Origin of the sequence: Actinomadura opuntiae (genome assembly GCF_030283205.1) — a bacterium.
Classification (GTDB): domain Bacteria; phylum Actinomycetota; class Actinomycetes; order Streptosporangiales; family Streptosporangiaceae; genus Spirillospora.
In genome coordinates this window covers 117,617-138,045 of record NZ_JASNWF010000006.1, presented here as the reverse complement: position 1 = coordinate 138,045, position 20,429 = coordinate 117,617, and the positions used below count along the sequence as shown (strand labels likewise).

General features: G+C 71.6%; 6 protein-coding genes. 5 read left to right on the top strand and 1 reads right to left on the bottom strand.

What is annotated here, in order from left to right:
• Complete coding sequence (locus QP089_RS14315; RefSeq protein ID WP_285912065.1) at positions 1–1,545, bottom strand: DHA2 family efflux MFS transporter permease subunit; 1,545 nt, start codon at positions 1,543–1,545, stop codon at positions 1–3.
• A gap of 161 nt (positions 1,546–1,706) precedes the next feature.
• Here QP089_RS14315 and QP089_RS14310 point away from each other — a divergent pair, with 161 nt between their 5' ends.
• The 5 genes from QP089_RS14310 to QP089_RS14290 all read left to right on the top strand — a co-directional run bounded on the left by QP089_RS14310 (position 1,707) and on the right by QP089_RS14290 (position 20,388).
• Entirely contained in the window at positions 1,707–2,897 is a 1,191-nt protein-coding gene (locus tag QP089_RS14310; RefSeq protein ID WP_285912064.1) for a cytochrome P450, read from the top strand.
• 10 nt (positions 2,898–2,907) lie between these two features.
• Positions 2,908–4,479 carry an FAD-dependent monooxygenase gene (locus QP089_RS14305; protein WP_285912063.1) on the top strand — a complete coding sequence of 524 codons (1,572 nt, stop codon included), beginning with the start codon at positions 2,908–2,910 and terminating at the stop codon, positions 4,477–4,479.
• Positions 4,480–4,525: 46 nt separating this feature from the next.
• Positions 4,526–4,921, top strand: a complete 396-nt coding sequence (locus QP089_RS14300) for an allene oxide cyclase barrel-like domain-containing protein (RefSeq protein ID WP_285912062.1) — start codon at positions 4,526–4,528, stop codon at positions 4,919–4,921.
• Between the two features lie 9 nt (positions 4,922–4,930).
• Positions 4,931–6,172, top strand: a complete 1,242-nt coding sequence (locus tag QP089_RS14295) for a cytochrome P450 (RefSeq protein ID WP_285912061.1) — start codon at positions 4,931–4,933, stop codon at positions 6,170–6,172.
• 218 nt (positions 6,173–6,390) lie between these two features.
• The gene (locus QP089_RS14290) at positions 6,391–20,388 is read left to right on the top strand and encodes a type I polyketide synthase (protein ID WP_285912060.1); all 13,998 of its coding nucleotides are present in this window, start codon (positions 6,391–6,393) and stop codon (positions 20,386–20,388) included.
• The last annotated feature ends 41 nt before the right edge of the window (positions 20,389–20,429 follow it).

Here is a 20,429-nt window from a genome sequence, read left to right as displayed (position 1 = left end):
CTATTGTGCGACACCCGCGGGCTCGGCCGTCCCCTCGGACGCGACCGTCTCCGCGGGGCGGGCCGGCAGGAACCAGAGGCACAGCAGGGCGCCGACCGCGCACAGGCCCGCGGTGCTGAGCAGGGCCGCGGACATGCCGTCGCTGAAGGCGGTGTGCGCGGCGGCCCGCAGGCCCGCGCCGGCCGGGCCGAGCCGGCCCGCGACCGCGTCCGCCCCGGTCACCGAGTCGCGCGCGGCGTCCGCCGCCTCGGGCGGCAGGCCGTGCAGCGCCGGGTCGAGGTGCCGGACGTAGACCACCGACAGGATGCTGCCGCCCGCCGCGTACGCCAGCGAGCCGCCCACCTGGCGCAGCGTGTTGGTCACCGCCGCCCCCGCGCCGGCCTCGCCGCCGCCGACGGCCGCGATCGCCGAGTCCATGGCGACCGCCAGCGCGCCGCCGCTGCCCGCGCCGAAGATGACGAAGCCGGTGGCGAACAGCGCGTAGGAGCTGTCCGGCGTGACCAGGGAGAGCACGGCCAGCCCGGTGCCGAGGACGAGCAGCCCGCCCACCACGGCGACCTTGGTGCCCCAGAGCTTGTCGGCGAACGGGCCGACCGTGCCGCCCAGGAACATCCCGGCCATCACCGGGATCATGCGCAGGCCGGTGCCGATCGAGCTGTCGCCGACCACGGACTGCAGGTAGATCGGGGCGAGGAACAGGACCACCGAGAGCCCGATGGTCGCCACGACCGTGGCCAGGGTGCCCCAGGAGAAGCGCGGGTTCCGGAAGAGCGTGAAGTCGACGAGCGGGTGCGGGACGCGGCGCTCCCAGAACAGGAAGGCCGTGATCAGCACCAGCGCGCAGGCGAGGGTGCCGATCGTCGAGCCCGCGTCCCAGCCGTGCTCGGGGCCGTTGATGACCCCGTAGACGAGGGTCACGATGGCGCCGACGGCCAGCAGGGCGCCGACGACGTCCAGCCGCGGGGCGGCCGGGTTGCGGGTCTCGGGGAGGGTGAGCAGGCAGCCGGTGAACGCGACCGCGATGATCGGGACGTTCACCCAGAAGACCGAGTGCCAGGAGAAGTGCTCCAGCAGCAGTCCTCCGGCGATCGGGCCGAGCGGCATCCCGCCCGCGACGGCCGCGGTGCTGATCCCGATCGCCTTCGGCCGGTCCTCGTCGTCGAAGATCGCCGCGGTGATCGCCAGCGGGATCGGCAGCAGGATGCCCGCGCCGACGCCCTGGACGGCCCGGGCGGCGATCAGCTCGCCCGCGGAGCCGCACAGTGCCGACCAGATCGAGGCCCCGCCGAAGATGACCAGGCCGGCGAACAGCAGCAGCCGGCGTCCGAAGCGGTCGCCGAGCACGCCGGCGGGCAGCATCGCCGCCGCGCCCGCGAGCGTGTAGGCGTCCATGATCCACTGCAGCTGGGCGGTGCTGGCGTGCAGCGAGGTCGCGATGGTCGGGAGGGCGACGGTGAGCACGGTGAAGTCCACCGCCACCACCAGGATGCCCAGGGACATGAAGGCCAGGCCCCACCAGCTGCGCCGGCCGGACGACGTCGCCATGATCACTCCTTACGTTAACGACTAACACTTTAGAGACTAACATCATGGCTCGCGCCCGCGCTGTCAAGCGCGGGACGGCCGCGGCAAGGCCGGGACAAGGAGCGCTTTAGACCCGGACGGAACCGTGACCGGGGAGAAGCCGCGGCGGACCGAGGAGGGACATGACGGCCGGCTCCGAACCGCTCCAGCTCCCCATCGAGCGCACCCGGGTGCTCGACATCGCCCCCGAGTACAAGCAGCTCGCGGCCGAGGAACCGGTGGCCAGGGTCCGCACCCGGACGGGCGACCCCGCCTGGCTGGTGACCGGCTACGCCGAGGCCCAGGCCCTGTTCGCCGACAGGCGCGTCGGCCGCTCGCACCCGGATCCGGCGAACGCGCCCCGCCTCTCGGACTCGGCGATGGTCGGCGGACCGCGCGAGGGATACGAGACCGAGGAGCAGGACAACCAGCGGATGCGCCGGTTGCTGGCGCCCGCGTTCTCCCCGCGCAGGATGAACGCGCTCAGCGAGCACATCCAGGCCCTGACCGACCGGATGCTCGACCGCATGGCGGGCCTCCGCCCGCCGGTGGACCTGCACGAGGAGCTGTCGTTCCCGCTGCCGATCCTGGTGATCTGCGAGCTGCTCGGCGTCCCGTTCGACGACCGGGACAAGTTCCGCGCATGGTCGCAGGCCGCGGGCGACCTCAGGGACCCGGTCGCCGCGGCGCAGGCGCGCGACGCGCTGTCGGCCTACACCTTCCCACTGATCGGCGAGCGGCGCGCCTCCCCCGGCGACGACGTGCTCTCGATCCTGGTCGCCGGCGGCGACGACGTCGACGACGAGGAGATCGCGAACATCGCGGGCGGCCTGCTGTTCGCGGGCCACGAGACGACCTCGGCGCGCATCGACTACGGCACGCTCCTGCTGCTCGCCCACCCGGACCAGCGCGACCTGCTGGTCAACGACCCCTCGCTCGTGCCGACCGCGGTCGAGGAGATCATCCGCTGCAGCATCTTCACCGACCACGGCGTGCCGGCCTACACGCGCGAGCCCGTCGAGGTCGGATCCGTGACGATCGACGCCGGGGAACTGGTCGTCATCTTCCCCGACGCGGCCAACCGGGACCCCCGCGTCTTCCCCGACCCCGACCGCTTCGACATCACCCGGCGACCCGAGTACGGGCATCTGACGTTCGGCTACGGGCCGCACTTCTGCATCGGCGCCGGCCTCGCCCGGCTCGAGCTGCAGGCGGTGTTCGGACGGCTGTTCCAGCGCCTGCCCGGCCTCCGGCTCGCCGTCCCGCTGGAGGAGATCCGCATCGCCGAGGACCGCTTCCTCGAAGGAATCGCCGGCGTACCCGTCACCTGGTGAGGAGACATCCATGACCGACGACGTGATCGTCGCCGGCGGCGGGCCGACCGGCCTGATGCTGGCGTGCGAGCTCCGGCTGGCCGGCCTGCGCCCCGTGGTGCTGGAACGGCTCGCCGAGGTGAGCACCGTCCCGAAGGCCAACGGGCTGGGCGGGCAGATCGTGCACATGCTCGACCACCGGGGCCTGCTGGACCGGTTCCGCGAGCGCGCCGAGCGGGTGGGCCCGGCCCCCTTCTTCCAGTTCGGCGCGCTGCCGATGGACCTGACCCGGCTCGGGACCAACCCGCTGCACGTGATCGTGCTGTCGCAGCCGGGGATCGAGCGGCTGCTCAACGAGCGGGCCGTCGAGCTCGGCGTGGAGATCAGGCGCGGCCACGAGGTGACCGGCGTGACGCAGGACGCCGAGCAGGTGCGGCTCGCGGTGCGCGGGCCTGACGGCGACCGCGAACTGCGCGCCCGCTACGTCGTCGGCTGCGACGGCGCGTCGAGCCTGATCCGCAAGCAGAGCGGCATCGGCTTCCCCGGGACCACCGACCACCACACCCGCACCCACATCCTCGCCGACGTCGTGGTCGACGACGCCGTCATCGCGCCGGACCGTCCCGGCCTGGTGCTCGCCGGCCTCGGCGCGGTGCCCTACGGCGTCACCCGCACGGCCAGGGGCGTGGTCGCGATCGTCTCGTTCCGGCCCGGCATCCACCGGCTGGCCGTCATCGAGTGGTCCGAGGAGCCGGTCCACGCCGACGAGGGGCCCGCCGACCTGGCCGAGCTCGACGCCGCCGTCGAGCGGGTCCTCGGCGCGCGGGTCCCGATGAGCCGGCCGGAGTGGCTGGTCCGGCTGGTGAACAACACCCGGCAGGCCGACCGCTACCGCGCCGGGCGGGTGCTGCTGGCCGGAGACGCCGCCCATGTCCACTCCGGCCTCGGCGGGCCGGGCCTGAACCTCGGCCTGCTCGACGCCATCAACCTCGGCTGGAAGCTCGCCGCGCAGGTCCAGGGCTGGGCTCCGCCCGCGCTGCTGGACACCTACCACGCCGAACGCCACCCCGTGGGCCGGCGGGTCCTCATGCAGTCCAAGGCGCAGGCGGCCCTGCTCGGGCCGGGCGAGGACATCACCCGCCTGCGCGAGCTGTTCGGCGAGCTGCTCGAACACGACGGCGTGCTGAGCCACATGGCCGACATGATGGCCGGCGCGGACGTGCGCTACGCGCCGTCCGGCGGCCCGGCGGACGGCGCCGCACCCGCACCGGACCGGCAGCCGCATCCGGCGGTGGGCGGGTGGCTGGCGGACTTCCCGCTCACCATCGGCACGGAACGGACCCGCCTCGCCGACCTCATGAACCGCGCCAGGCCGTTGCTGCTCGACCTCGGCGGGCCGGACCGGCTCGCCGACGCGGCGAGCGCCTGGAAGGACCGCGTCGACATCGTCACCGCGGCGGGCACGCCGCCCACCGACCCGGCCCGCGCGCTGCTGGTACGGCCCGACGGCTACGTGGCGTGGGCCGCGGCGCCGGACACGGCCGGCGAGCAGGCCAGGGCCACCCTGCTGGACGCGCTGACCACCTGGTTCGGCCCGGCCTGAGAAGGCTCCACCGAGTACGGAGAAAGGGATGGCAGTGGAAATCAAAATGGTTGAGAAGACCATCAAGTACTACTGCAACATGGAGGTGGACCCGGACAAGGTCCCGGTCGGCTGGACGTCCATCTACTTCGACAACCTCTACGACTCCGAGGACAAGGAGCAGATCGGCAGCGCGTCCGGGGTCAACCAGGCGATCTACGTGCGCGAGTCCGACGGCCACATGATCCAGTACGTCACCCACCAGTTCCAGCTGGCGGACGGCACGCTGGCCGCCGAGGGCCCGATCGACCGCGAGACGGTCAAGGCGCGGGAATGGGTGAGCATCCCGGTCAAGGGGACCAGCGGGCTCTACCTCGGCATGTCGGGACTGTGGACGTGGCGGCTCTACAGCTACACCGACCCGCTCATCCCGGGCTACTCCAACATCGTCCTGGGGCCGTGAGGAGCCGGCATGAGCGCGGTCGAGGACGATGAGCCCGCCGTCCGGAGCTTCCCGATGCCGCGGCGGTGCCCGTTCGCCCCGCCGCCCGAGTACGCCGAGCTCCGCGCGGCGGGCCCGGTGGCCCGGGTCGCGCTGCCGAACGGCGGCACGGCCTGGGTGGTGACGCGGCACGCCGAGTCGGTGCGGCTGCTCACCGACCCCCGGGTGAGCACCGACCCGACGCTGCCGGGCTTCCCCAGCGTCGCGCCGGACGAGGGCCCGCCGCTCAGCCGGGAGGAGAAGAAGAGGATGTCGCGGCGGGGGCTGCCGCTGAAGGTCGACCCGCCCGAGCACAGCGGCTACCGGCGGATGGTGATCCCCGAGTTCGGCATGCGCCGGGTGCGCAGGCTGCGCCCGGCCATCCAGGCCATCGTGGACGGGCTGATCGAGGACCTCCTGGCCGGGGACCGGTCCGCCGACCTGGTCGCCGAGTTCGGGCGGCCGCTGCCCTCGCTGGTGATCTGCGAGCTGCTCGGCGTCCCCTACGACGACCGGGACTTCTTCCAGGGCTGCACCCGTCGCATGATCGACCTGCCCACCGACCCCGGCGACGCCATGGCCGCGTTCGGCGAGATGCAGGCCTATCTCGAACGGCTGGTGGACGAGGCCGAGGCACGTCCCGGCGACCACCTCATCGGGCGCCTGCAGACCCAGCGCAAGGCCACCGGCGAGCTGGACCGCGACGTGTTCATCGGCATGATCTTCCAGCTGCTGGTCGCCGGGCACGAGACGACCGCGAACATGATCCCCCTCGGCGCGCTGACCCTGCTGCGGCACCCCGACCAGCTGGCCGAACTGCGCGCCGAGCCCGACCGGTGGCCCGCGGCGGTGGAGGAGCTCGTGCGCTTCCACTCCATCACCGACTGGGCGGTGATGGACCGCATCGCCAAGGAGGACATCGAGATCGGCGGCCGGGTCATCCGGGCCGGCGACGGCATCTTCCTGCTCGGCGCGTCCGCCAACCACGACGAGCGGGTGTTCGAGCGGGCGGACGAGTTCGACGTGCGCCGCGGCGCCCGCAACCACCTCGGCTGGGGGCACGGCATCCACCAGTGCGTCGGCCGCAACCTCGCCCAGGTGGAACTGGAGATCGCCTACCGGACCCTGTTCGAGCGGCTGCCCGGGCTGAGGCAGGCGACGACGGTGGACGAGCTCTCCTTCAAGTACGAGGGACAGGTGTTCGGCCTGCACGCGCTCCCCGTCACCTGGTAGCCGCCGCCCCCGCACGGCGGAGGGGACGGCGGCCGGGTCCGGTCGCCGTCCCCTCCGCCGTGCGGTCGTCTGGCGTGCGGCCGTTCGGCTGTGCGGGGCTTTAGCCCGTGGCAAGCCGTCCGTTAGCCCCCGCCGCGACGGTGGGGACGGCATGCGGAGGCCGCCGCGCGGCCGCCGTCGTGCTCGCATCGTTCACACGGAGGAGGATCTCGGCCGCCATGACGAGCGAGGTTGACCTGGACGCGATCGCCATCGTGGGCATCTCCTGCCGGTTCCCGCAGGCACCGGATCCGCGGTCCTTCTGGCGGTTGCTCCGCGACGGCGCCAGCGCCGTCACGCCGGTGCCGCCCGGCCGCTGGGACCCCGCCGCCGCGGGCCCGGCGCACGGGGCCTTCCTCGACGACGTGGACCGCTTCGACCCCGGGTTCTTCGGCATCTCGCCGCGCGAGGCCGTCGCGATGGACCCGCAGCAGCGCCTCATCGCCGAGCTCGGCTGGGAGGCGCTGGAGGACGCGGGCATCGTCCCCGCGGCCCTGCGCGACAGCGCCACCGGCGTCTTCGTGGGGGCCATCGCGGGCGACTACGCGGACCTGCCCGGCTCCGAGATCACCCAGCACACCCTGACCGGCGTCCAGCGCGGGATCATCGCCAACCGGCTGTCGTACCTGCTCGGCCTGCGCGGCCCCAGCATGACCGTCGACGCCGCGCAGTCGTCCGCGCTCGTGTCGGTGCACCTGGCCTGCGAGAGCCTGCGCCGGCGCGAGTCGTCGCTCGCGCTCGCGGGCGGCGTCAACCTCAACCTCTCCGCCGCGAGCGCGGCCACCGTCGAGCGCTTCGGCGCGCTCTCCCCGGACGGCCGCTGCCACACCTTCGACGCGCGAGCGAACGGGTACGTGCGCGGCGAAGGCGGCGGGCTCGTCGTGCTGAAGCCGCTGGCGCAGGCCGTCGCCGACGCGGACCGGATCCACGCGGTGATCCTCGGCAGCGCCGTCAACAACGACGGCGCCACCGCCGGGCTGACCGTGCCGAGCCCGGACGCGCAGGCCGCGGTCGTGGCCGCCGCCTGCCGGCGCGCCGGAGTCGACCCCGCGCAGGTCCAGTACGTCGAACTCCACGGCACCGGCACCAAGGTCGGCGACCCGATCGAGGCGGCCGCGCTGGGCCGCGCCCTCGGCGGCGCCCCGGAGCGGCCGGGGCCGCTGCGGGTGGGCTCGGTCAAGACCAACGTGGGCCACCTGGAGGGCGCCGCGGGCATCGCCGGGCTGATCAAGACAATGCTGGGCATCCGGCACCGCGAGCTGCCCGCGAGCCTCAACTACGAGTCCCCGAACCCGGGCATCGACCTCGACGCCCTCAACCTGCGCGTCCAGTCCGCCCGCGGCCCCTGGCCGCACCCGGAACGCCCGCTGGTCGCGGGAGTCAGCTCGTTCGGGATGGGCGGCACCAACTGCCACGTCGTCCTGTCGGAGCCGCCGTTCCCGGAGCATCGCGATGACGGCGCGCCCGCCTCGGACGGCCTGACGGTATTGCCGATCTCCGCCAAGTCCGCCGAGGCTCTGCGCGGTCAGGCGGCCCGGCTGCGCGATCACCTCACCGACGAGCCTGTGGACCGGGTCGGGTATTCACTGGCCACCACCCGCACCACTTTCACGCACCGCGCCCTGCTTTTCTCTGATCATCACGAGGCGCTGGCGGCGCTCGCGGGCGGGCAGCCCCACGCCGGCATCGCGTCCGGGGTCGCCAGCTCCGGGAAGGTCGCCTATCTGCTCACCGGACAGGGCAGCCAACGCCCCGGCATGGGTTCGCAGCTGTACGAGACCTTTCCTGTCTACGCCGAGACGTTCGATGAGATCAGCGAACTCATCGGGTTGGATCTGCGGGGCGTGGATCCCGATCAGCTCAATCAGACGCTTTACACACAGACCTGCCTGTTCGCTCTTCAGGTTTCTCTCGCCCGGCTCCTGGAGAGTTTGGGGTTGCGGCCGGACTATCTGCTCGGTCACTCCATCGGGGAATTGGCCGCCGCACATCTCGCTGGTGTGCTCACCCTCCCCGATGCCTGCACCCTGGTCGGGGCTCGTGCTCGTTTGATGCAGGACCTGCCCGGTGGCGGCGCCATGGTCGCTGTTCAAGCCACCGAAAGTGAAATCGACGCGGAACTGATTGCTGCTATCAACACTCCCGATTCCCTCGTCATCTCGGGAGACGATGACGTGGTCAGCGGGGTCGCCGAGGAGTTCAAGGCACGGGGGCGCAAGACCAAACGGCTCACCGTCAGTCATGCCTTCCACTCCCGCCACATGGACGGCATGCTCGACCAGTTCCACACCACCGCCGCGTCCCTGACCTACCGTGCTCCCGTCATCCCGGTGGTCTCCAACCTCACTGGCGAAATCGTTCAACAATTCGACGCCGACTACTGGGTCCAGCACGTCCGCCAGGCGGTTCGCTTCGCCGACGGGGTCACCACACTCCACCAGCACGGCATCACCACGTACGTTGAGCTGGGGCCCGACCCCGTCCTGACGGCGCTCGCCCAAGAAACCCTCACCGACGGCGATGCCGCATTCGTCCCGGCGCTGCGAGCCAAGGAAGCTGAACGGCGGACTGTCCTCACCGCGATCGCACACGCGCCGGAACCGAATTGGGAAGGGTTCTTCCCCGAGCCGCACCCCGCCACCGTCGAGCTGCCGACCTACGCCTTCCAGCGGCAGCGTTACTGGCCGGGAATCGCCGAGCCCGTGGCGGAGGCGCCGCAGGACTCGTGGGCACGCCGCATCGTGAATGCGCCCGAGGCCGAGCAAGACCGTCTCCTCCTCGAACTCGTACGGGCGAACACGGCGACGGTTCTTGGACATGGCAGCTCATCGGCCGTGGAGAGCGGCCAGGTCTTCAAGGACCTGGGCTTCGACTCGCTCATGATGGTCGAGCTGCGCGATCGACTGAATGCGGCAATGGGCCTGAAACTCCAGACGGCGGAACTGTTCAGCAACCCGACCTCGGCTGCGTTGGCGCGTCGGCTGCGCGAAATCCTGGCCGGCGGGGATGGCCCCGGCCCGGTGGCATCGCGGCGTGTGAACGACGACGAGCCGATCGCGATCGTTGCGATGGCATGCCGGTATCCGGGCGACGTCCGTACTCCCGATGATCTGTGGAACCTCGTCGCCGCCGGAACGGACGCCATCACGGAGTTTCCGGCGGACCGCGGCTGGAACATCGAGGAGCTCTTCGATCCCGATCCCGACGCGGCGGGGAAGACCTACTCGCGGCATGGCGGCTTCGTTCACGACGCGGCCGACTTCGATCCCGAGTTCTTCGGCATCAGCGCCCGTGAAGCTCTTGCGATCGATCCTCAGCAGCGGCTTCTGCTGGAGACCGCCTGGGAGGCGCTCGAAAGAGCGGGCATCGACCCTGCGACGCTCCGAGGCAGCCGGACAGGCGTCTTCACCGGTGTTGTGGCTCAGGACTATGGCAGCAGGCTCCACGAGGCGGCCGAGGGCCTGGGCGGTTACCTCCTGACCGGGACGACGACCAGCGTCGCGTCCGGCCGGATCGCCTACACGCTGGGCTTTGAAGGCCCGGCACTGACCGTCGACACCGCGTGCTCGTCGTCGCTGGTCGCCCTCCATCAGGCCTGCCGGTCGCTCCAGCAGGACGAGTGCGGTCTCGCTTTCGCGGGCGGCGTGACCGTGATGCCCACACCTGGGATGTTCCTGGAGTTCAGCCGTCAGCGAGGACTCGCGCCCGACGGCCGCTGCAAGGCGTTCGCGGCGGGTGCCGATGGAACCAGCTGGGCCGAAGGCGCGGGATTGCTGCTCCTTGAACGCCTGTCGGACGCCCAGCGCAACGGACACCCCGTACTCGCGGTGGTGCGCGGGTCGGCGATCAACCAGGACGGTGCCAGCAACGGCCTCACCGCTCCCAACGGCCGGTCCCAGGAATGGTTGATCCGAACGGCGCTGGCAACGGCCGGCCTGGCCGCCGCCGATGTCGACGCCGTCGAGGCGCATGGCACAGGGACGGCTCTCGGCGATCCGATCGAGGCTCAGGCGCTGCTGGCCACCTATGGGCAGGACCGTGAACGGCCGCTGTGGTTGGGGTCGATCAAGTCGAACCTTGGCCACACGCAAGCCGCCGCGGGTGTTGCCGGCGTGATCAAGATGGTCATGGCCATGCGGCACGGTCTTCTGCCGCAGACGTTGCATGTCGACCAGCCCAGCCCGCACGTCGACTGGAACAGCGGCAAGGTCCACCTGCTGACCGAACCGGTGCCCTGGAAGGAGAACGGCCACCCGCGCCGCGCCGCCGTCTCCTCCTTCGGCATCAGCGGCACCAACGCCCACGTCATCCTCGAACAACCACCCGCCACCGAAGAACCCGACACAGGACACACACCAGACCCAATCATCTGGCCGATCTCCGCCAAATCCCCCGCCGCTCTACGCGACCAGGCGGCCCGGCTCCGCGATCACCTCACCGACGAGCCTGTGGACCGGGTCGGGTACTCACTGGCCACCACCCGCACCACCTTCACCCACCGCGCCCTCATCCTCGACAACCACCACGAAGCCCTCGCAGCGCTCGCGGACGGCCAGCCCCACCCCGGCCTCGTCCACGGCACAGCAGGCACGGGCAAGGTCGCCTATCTGCTCACCGGACAAGGCAGCCAACGCCCCGGCATGGGTTCGCAGCTCTACGACACCTTCCCCATCTACGCCGAGACGTTCGACCAGATCAGCGAACACATCGGCCTGGACTTGCGCGGCGTCGACCCTGATCAGCTCAACCAGACCCTCTACACCCAGACCACCCTGTTCGCCCTCCAGGTCTCTCTCGCCCGGCTCCTAGAAAGCCTCGGCCTGCGGCCTGATTACCTGCTCGGTCACTCCATTGGGGAACTGGCCGCCGCACATCTCGCCGGCGTGCTCACCCTCCCCGACGCCTGCACCCTCGTCCAGGCTCGCGCCCGCCTAATGCAAGACCTACCCGGCGGCGGCGCCATGATCGCCATCCAAGCCACCGAGGATGAAATCGACGCGGAACTGATCGCCGCCATCAACACCCCCGACTCACTCGTCATCTCCGGCGACGACGAAGAAGTCAGCAGAGTCGCCGAAGAGTTCAAAGCACGGGGACGCAAAACCAAGCGACTCACCGTCAGCCATGCCTTCCACTCCCACCACATGGACGGCATGCTCGACCACTTCCACACCACTGCCGCTTCCCTGACCTACCGCGCTCCCACCATCCCGGTCGTCTCCAACCTCACCGGCGAAATCGTTCAACAATTCGACGCCGACTACTGGGTCCAGCACGTCCGCCACGCGGTCCGCTTCGCCGACGGCGTCACCACACTCCACCGGCACGGCGTCACCACATACGTCGAACTGGGGCCCGACCCCATCCTCACCGCGCTCGCCCAGGAAACCATCACCGACGCCACGTTCGTCCCCGCGCTGAGGGCGAAGGAGGCTGAGCATCGGACGGTGCTCACGGCGGTCACACACGCGCCGGACCCCCAATGGAGTGCGCTCTACCCAGAGCCCCGGCCCACGGTCGCGCTTCCCACCTACCCCTTCCAGCACGCTCCGTATTGGCTGCCGGTCTCGGCGGGTGGCGCGGACGTGAAGGGGCTGGGGCTGACATCCACCTCGCACCCGATCCTGCAGACGTCGACCCGGCTTCCCGACGACACGTACCTGCTCACGGGACGGTTGTCGGTTCGGGACCATGCCTGGCTGGCGGACCACGTCATCGACGGCGCGGTGCTTGTTCCGGGAACGGTGCTTCTCGAACTCGCGCATCACGCCGGGCTGCAAGTGGATCTGGCTCAGGTCGCCGAACTGGTGCTCAGCGAGCCGCTCGTTCTGGGGCACGACACCGTGACGGTCCTGCATGTCACTGTCGGCGGCGAGGACGAGCGCGGGCGACGGCCGATCACGATCGCGTCCCGGAACGAGCAGGACGCGCACGAGTGGACCGGCCATGCGACCGGGTTCCTGGCCGCCGCGGAATCGTGGAGCACCGAGCCCGTGGCGTCGTGGCCGCCTCCGGGCGCCTCCGCGATGGAGTTGGGCGACGCGTACGAGCGCTTGGCCGGGCTGGGATACGAATACGGCCCGGCCTTCCGGGGATTGAGCCGAGCCTGGGAGCACGACGGCGAGATCTATGCCGAGATCGAACGGATCGCGGATGACGACGGCTTCTCCGTCCATCCCGCGCTCCTTGATGCGGCTCTCCACCCGTTCCTGCTCACCGGGTCGTCGGATCGGCTTCGCCTGCCGTTCGCCTGGACCGGGGTCACCCTCCATGAGACGACGGCGGCGACCTTGCGTGTCCGCGTCGTCCCGCACGAGGACGCCACCACGATCAGCATCACCGACGCGACCGGCGCGCCCGTCGCGGCGATCGGGGAACTGGCCGTTCGCCCGGTGGCCGCCGCACGGCCCCAGCACCTGCATCGGCTCGAATGGCGGCCGATGCGGACGCCGCCCGAGCCCGTCGCCGCTCCGTTGCCGGTCTACCGGGCCCCGCATCTCACGGCGGCGCTCCAGGAGGCCGGTCTGCAGGCCTACGACCTGGCCGACCCGGCCGCGCTCACCGAGCCGACAACCGTTCTGACCGGGCCGCCTCCCCCCTCGGACCACACCCCGGCCGAGGTTCACCACGCCGCCGAGCACGCTCTCGTCCTTCTCCAGGGGTGGCTGGCCGCCGACCGCCCGCACGGGCTCGCGTTCGTCACCACCGACGCCACCACGACCGACCTCACGACCGCACCGCTGTGGGGGCTCGTCCGCTCCGCGCAGACCGAGAACCCCGGCGCCATCACCCTGATCGGCACCGACGCGGAATCCCGGCATCTGCTCCCCCATGCCTTGCAGGCCGGTGCCCCCCAGATCGCCCTCCGCGGTGGCGTCCTCCACACCCCGCACGTCACGCGGGCGACCGAGTGGCCCGCCACCGCCGAACCGTTCAGGCCGGACGGCACCGTGCTCATCACCGGTGGGACGGGAACCCTGGGCGGCCTCGTCGCGCGCCATCTCGTGACCGACCACGGCGTCCGCCATCTGCTCCTGGTCAGCCGAAGCGGCACCGGCGCCGCCGGTGCCGGCGCGCTCGTGGACGAACTGACCGGCCTGGGCGCCGAGGTGCGCGTCGAAGCGTGCGACACCTCGGACCGCGACCGGCTGCGGCGAGTGCTGGACGGCGTTCCGGACGGCCATCCGCTCACCGCGGTGATCCATGCCGCGGGAACCCTCGACGACGCGACGTTCACCGCGCTCACTCCGGAAGGGCTGCACGGCGTCCTCGAGCCCAAGGTCGACGCGGCGTGGAACCTGCACGAGCTGACCCGCGACCTCGACCTGACGTCCTTCGTCCTCTTCTCGTCGGTCACGGCCACGTTGGGCACGGCCGGGCAGGCCAACTACGCGGCGGCCAACGCCTACCTGGACGCGCTGGCCGGGCACCGGCGCGAGCTGGGACTTCCCGCCGTCTCGCTCGCGTGGGGACTGTGGGCGGAGTCCGCCGGGATGGCGGGCAGGCTCGACGACGCCGACCTCGCCCGGATGAACCGGACCGGGATCCTGCCCCTGCCCACGGAGCAGGCGCTCGCGCTGCTCAGCGCGACGATCGGCAGCGGCTCCGCCCACCACATTCCGGCGCGGCTCGGCGCCGCCGACCATCCGATGCTGGCCGCGCGTCCCCGGCCCACCGCCGACGAACGGCCCCTCGACCGGCAGCTCGCCGACCTCCCGCAGGAGCGGCAGCGCGAGGCGCTGCTCCAGCTCGTCCGCCGGCACACCGCCACGGTCGTCGCGCATCCCGAGCCGGAGAGCATCGACGCGGACCAGGCGTTCAAGCAGCTCGGCTTCGACTCCCTCACCGCGGTGGAGCTGCGCAACCGCCTCAACAAGGCGACCGGCCTGAACCTCCAGTCGACCGTCCTGTTCAACCATCCGAGCCCCGCCGCGCTGGCCGAGCACCTGCGGCAGGAGCTCTTCGGACGGCGCGCGGCCGCCACCGCCGCCATCGCCTCTACCGACCGAACCGCCGCGCCCGCCGACGACCCGATCGCCATCGTCTCCATGGCCTGCCGCTACCCCGGCGACGTCCGCACGCCCGAGGAGCTGTGGTCGCTGGTCGCCGACGGCCGCGACGCCATCGTCGAGTTCCCCGGCGACCGCGGCTGGGACCTGCGCGCCCTGTACGACCCGGACCCCGACGCGGTCGGCACGTCCTACTCCCGGCACGGCGGCTTCCTCAGCGACGCCGGTGACTTCGACCCCGAGTTCTTCGGGATCAGCCACCGCGAGGCGCTCGCGGTGGAGCCCCAGCAGCGGCTCCTGCTGGAGACCGCGTGGGAAACGCTGGAGAACGCCGGCATCGAGCCCGCGGCCCTGCGCGGCAGCCAGACCGGAGTCTTCGTCGGCGTGATGTACGACGACTACAAGCCCCGGATCAGCGCGTCGCAGGAAGGCTTCGAGGGCTACTTGGCGACGGCGATCACCAGCAGCGTCGCGTCCGGCCGGATCTCCTACACGCTCGGGCTGGAAGGACCGGCCGTCACCGTCGACACCGCGTGCTCGTCCTCGCTGGTCGCCCTCCACCAAGCCTGCAACGCTCTCCGCACCGGCGAATGCACGCTCGCCCTGGCCGGCGGCGCCACCGTCATGGCCACGCCGAGCGTCTTCATCGCCTTCAGCCGCCAGCGCGGCCTTGCCGCCGACGGCCGCTGCAAGTCCTTCGCTGCGGGCGCCGATGGAACCAGCTGGGCCGAAGGCGCTGGATTGCTGCTCCTTGAACGCCTGTCGGACGCGCAGCGCAACGGACACCCCGTGCTCGCGGTCGTGCGCGGGTCGGCAATCAATCAGGACGGTGCCAGCAACGGTCTCACTGCACCCAACGGCCCATCGCAGGAACGCGTCATCAGGACGGCCTTGGCCGCCGCAAGGTTGTCGACGAAGGACGTGGACGCGGTCGAGGCGCACGGTACGGGGACGACGCTGGGCGACCCGATCGAGGCTCAGGCGCTACTCGCCACCTACGGGCAGGACCGCGAACAGCCGCTGTGGTTGGGGTCGATCAAATCGAACCTTGGCCACACGCAAGCCGCCGCAGGTGTTGCTGGCGTGATCAAGATGATCATGGCCATGCGACACGGTCTCCTGCCGCAGACCTTGCACATCGACCAGCCCAGTCCCCATGTCGACTGGGACAGCGGCAAGGTCCACCTGCTGACCGAACCGGTGGCCTGGAAGGAGAACGGCCACCCGCGCCGCGCCGCCGTCTCCTCCTTCGGCATCAGTGGTACCAACGCCCACGTCATCCTCGAACAACCACCCGCCACCGAAGAACCCGACACAGGACACACACCAGACCCGATCGTCTGGCCGATCTCCGCCAAGTCCCCCGCCGCCCTGCGCGATCAGGCCGCCCGGCTCCGCAATCACCTCACCGACGAGCCTGTGGACCGGGTCGGGTACTCACTGGCCACCACCCGCACCACCTTCACCCACCGCGCCCTGCTCTTCGCCGATCACCATGAGGCGCTGGCAGCCCTCGCGGACGGCCACTCCCACCCCGGCCTCGTCCACGGCACAGCAGGCACGGGCAAGGTCGCCTATCTGCTCACCGGACAAGGCAGCCAACGCCCCGGCATGGGCCAAGAGCTGTACGACACCTTCCCCATCTACGCCGAGACGTTCGACCAGATCAGCGAACACATCGGCCTGGACCTGCGCGGCGTCGACCCCGACGACCTCAACCAAACCCTCTACACCCAGACCAGCCTGTTCGCCCTTCAAGTCTCCCTCGCCCGGCTCCTGGAGAGTTTGGGGCTGCGGCCGGACTATCTGCTCGGCCACTCCATCGGGGAACTGGCCGCCGCACATCTCGCCGGCGCCCTCACCCTCCCCGACGCCTGCACCCTGGTCGCCGCCCGCGCCCGCCTGATGCAAGACCTGCCCGGCGGCGGCGCCATGATCGCCATCCAAGCCACCGAAAACGAAATCGACGCGGAACTAATCGCCGCCATCAACACCCCCGACTCCCTCGTCATCTCCGGAGACGACGAAGAAGTCAGCAGAGTCGCCGAAGAGTTCAAAGCGCGAGGACGCAAGACCAAACGGCTCACCGTCAGCCATGCCTTCCACTCCCACCACATGGACGGCATGCTCGACCACTTCCACACCACCGCCGCTTCCCTGACCTACCGCGCTCCCACCATCCCGGTCGTCTCCAACCTCACCGGCGAAATCGTTCAACAATTCGACGCCGACTACTGGGTCCAACACGTCCGCCACACCGTCCGCTTCGCCGACGGCATCACCACACTCCACAAACACGGCGCCACCACCTACATCGAACTGGGACCCGACCCCGTCCTCACCGCCCTGGCCCAAGAAACCCTCACCGACGCCACCTTCACCCCCGCACTCCGCAACGGACACCCCGAAACCCACACCACACTCACCGCCGCCGCCCACGCACCCAAACCCGACTGGGCGCGCCTCTATCCGGCGCCTCATCCCCGGCCGGTGCGGCTTCCCACGTACGCCTTCCAGAACCGGCCTTACTGGCTGAACCAGACCGCGGAACGGCAGCCGTTCTCCGCCGCTCTCGATCTTCCGGACGGGCGGCACCTGTTCCACGCGCTGCTGTCGGTGGACGAGCAGCCCTGGCTGTCCGATCACACCATCGCGGGCTCGCCGCTCGTCCCGGGGACGGTGTTCGCCGAGGCCGCGCTGCAGGCAGGTCGTCGTTGCGGGGCCGAGCATCTCGAGGAACTCGTCCTTGAGGCGCCGCTGCCGTTGCCCGATGACGGGGCGGTGGAGCTACAGATCGCGGTCGAGGCGCCCGGGGAGGCCGGGCGCAGGCCGTTCGAGGTCCATGCCCGGGTGGAGGGTGACGAGTCCTGGACGCGGCATGCGACCGGTGTCCTGGCGCCACCGGCGCCCGCGGCGCCGGCGTCGCTCGACCAGTGGCCACCGGCCGGCGCGGAGCCGGTCGACCTGGACGGTTTCTACGACGGTCTCGCCGAGGTCGGCTACGAGTACGGCCCCGCCTTCCGTGGCCTGACGGCGGCCTGGCGGGACGGCGACGAGATCTACGCCCAGGTGGGGCCGGTGACCGGCGTGGACGGCGCGGGCCATCTCGTGCATCCCGCCCTGCTGGACGCCGCGCTGCACACGTTCCTGATCGGCGGTACCGGCGGGACGTTGCGGTTGCCGTTCGTCTGGAACGGTGTCTCGGTGCACGCTTCCGGGGTCACCGGCCTGCGGGTGCACAGGTCGGGTGGCAGTGTCACGGTCACGGATCCGGCGGGCGCGCCCGTCGCCGCGATCGACGCTCTGGACATCCGGGCACTGCCCGCCGGGGGCCTCGTCCCGCAGCGGCACCTGCACCGGCTCGAATGGCGGGCGCAGCCGGAGCCTGCCGACGCGCCGGTGTCCGTCGTTCCGGTCTTTGACGCGCCGCACCTCACCGAGGCTCTCCAGGCGGCGGGTCTGCCCGCGTACGACCTGACGGACCTCGCCGCACTCACCGAGCCGACCACGGTCCTCACGGCGCCGCGGCCCGGCACCGTCCACACTCCGGCCGAGGCACACCAGGCCACCGAGCGGGCCCTTCGCCTGCTCCAGGACTGGCTGGCCGGCGAGACCCCGCACCGCCTCGCCGTCGTCACCGCGAACGCCGTCGCGGTCCGGTCCGGGGAACGGCCCGACCTCACGACGGCTCCGCTGTGGGGGCTCGTCCGCACCGCCCAGACCGAGAATCCGGACGCCATCGTCCTCATCGACACCGACGACGACCACGCCTCGCATCGCATGATTCCCGGCGCCGTCCATGCCGGGCATCCGCAGCTCGCGATCCGCAACGGCACGCTCTGCACGCCGCACATCGTCCCCGCCACGGCGGACGGGGAGATCACGCCGCCGCCCGGGGACGCGTGGCGGGTGGACGTGGTCGGCCGGGGCACGCTGGAGAACCTGCGGGCCGTGGACAATCCCGACGCGCTCCGCCCGCTGGAGCCCGGCGAGGTCCGCATCGCGGTCCGCGCGGCCGGGATCAACTTCCGCGACGTGGTGATGGCGCTCGGCATGATCCCCGGGGAGCGGCGGCTCGGGCAGGAGGGCGCCGGGGTCGTCACCGAGGTGGCGGCGGACGTGACCTGGCCGGCCCCCGGCGACCGGGTGATGGGGGTGTTCCCGGGCTCGTTCGGCCCGGTGGCCGTGACCGATCACCGCATGCTGGCGCGGGTGCCCGCGGGCTGGTCGTTCGTCGAGGCCGCGTCCGCGCCGACGGTGTACCTGACCGCCTACCACGCGCTGTGCGGGCTGGCCCGCGTCCGCCCCGGGCAGAAGGTGCTCGTCCATGCCGCGACCGGCGGGGTCGGGATGGCGGCGCTCCAGCTCGTGCGGCATCTGGGCGCGGAGCCGTTCGGCACGGCGAGCCCGGAGAAGCAGAGCGTGCTGCGCGGGCTGGGGCTCGACGACGACCACATCGCCTCGTCGCGGACGCTGGAGTTCGAGCCGCGGTTCATGGACGCCACGGACGGCACCGGCGTGGACGTCGTGCTCGACGCGCTCGCGGGCGAGTTCGTGGACGCCTCGCTGCGGCTGCTGCCGGGCGGTGGCCACTTCCTGGAGATGGGCAAGACCGACGTCCGGGACCCGGCCGAGGTCGCCGCCGCGCATCCCGGGGTCTCCTATGCCGCCTTCGACCTGGCGGAGCTGCCGGCCGGCCTCGTCCAGGAGATGCTGGCGGCGCTCGGGGACCTGTTCGAGCGGGGCGTGCTGCGCCCGCTTCCGGTGACGGCGTGGGACGTCCGGGAGGCGCCCGAGGCGTTCCGCCTCATGAGCCAGGCGCGGCACACCGGCAAGCTGGTGCTGACCATGCCGCCCGTCCTGGACCCGGACGGGACGATCCTGATCACCGGCGGCACGGGCGCCCTCGGCGGGCACGTCGCCCGCCACCTGGTCGCCCACCACCGGGCACGGAGCCTCGTCCTGGTCAGCCGGCGCGGTCCCGAGGCCGACGGCGCCGCCGACCTGCACGCCGAACTCACCCGGCAGGGCGCCGCCGTCACCGTCGCCGCCTGCGACACCACCGACGCGCAGGGCCTCGCCGACCTGTTCCACAAGCACCGGCCCACCGCCGTCGTCCACACCGCGGGCGTCCTCAACGACGCCACGCTCAGCGCGCTCACTCCCGAGCAGCTCCACGCCACCCTCCAACCGAAGATCGACGCCGCGTGGAACCTGCACACCCTCGCCCGTGACCACGACGTCAGCCACTTCGTGCTCTTCTCCTCCATCACCGGGACGGTGGGCACGGCGGGCCAGGCGAACTACGCGGCCGCCAACGCCTATCTCGACGCCCTGGCCCGGCACCGCCACGCCGAGGGACTCCCGGGCACCTCGCTGGCCTGGGGGCTGTGGGCCGAGACCAGCGGGATGACCGGCCATCTCGGGCAGAGCGACATCGCCCGGATGGACCGCACCGGCATCGCGCCGCTCGGCACCGAGGAGGCCCTCGCGCTCTTCAGCGGCGCCCTCGCCGGGCCGCGGGCGTTCCTCATCCCGGCGCACCTGAGGACGCCTCGGCGGCCGGCGGCCACCGCGGCGCCCGGGGCCGCGTCCGGTGGCGCCCCGGAACCGGCGGCGGGCGGCGCGTCCCTCGCCGACCGGCTCGCCGGGCAGACGCCGGGCAGGCGACGGCACATGCTGCTGCACCTCATCCGGACGCACACGGCGACCGTCCTCGCGCATCCCGACCCCGAGTCGATCGACGCGGGGCAGGCGTTCAAGCAGCTCGGGTTCGACTCGCTCACCGCCATCGAGCTGCGCAACCGGCTCAACAAGGCGACCGGGCTGCGGCTCCCGGCGAGCGTCCTGTTCGACTACCCCACCCCCACCGCGCTCGCCGAGCACCTCCAGGCCGAACTGGTCGACGACGACGCGCCCGACCCAGAGCCGCCGGTGCTCGCCGACCTCGACGGCCTCGAACGGGCCCTCCAGACGGTCCCGCTCGACGAGGCCGTGCAGGCCAAACTCGCGGCGGGCCTCCAGCGGCTGCTGGCCCGGGTCCTCGGCGCGGAGGAGGACGAGGCCGGCGGGCGCACGGGCGACGGCGCGGCGGTGGACCGGGCGCTGGAGTCCGCCAGCGACGACGAGATCTTCGACTTCATCGACAACGAACTCGGCACGAGCTGACCGCATCGACGGCGGCCCTGGGATCGCGAAGGCGTGCAACT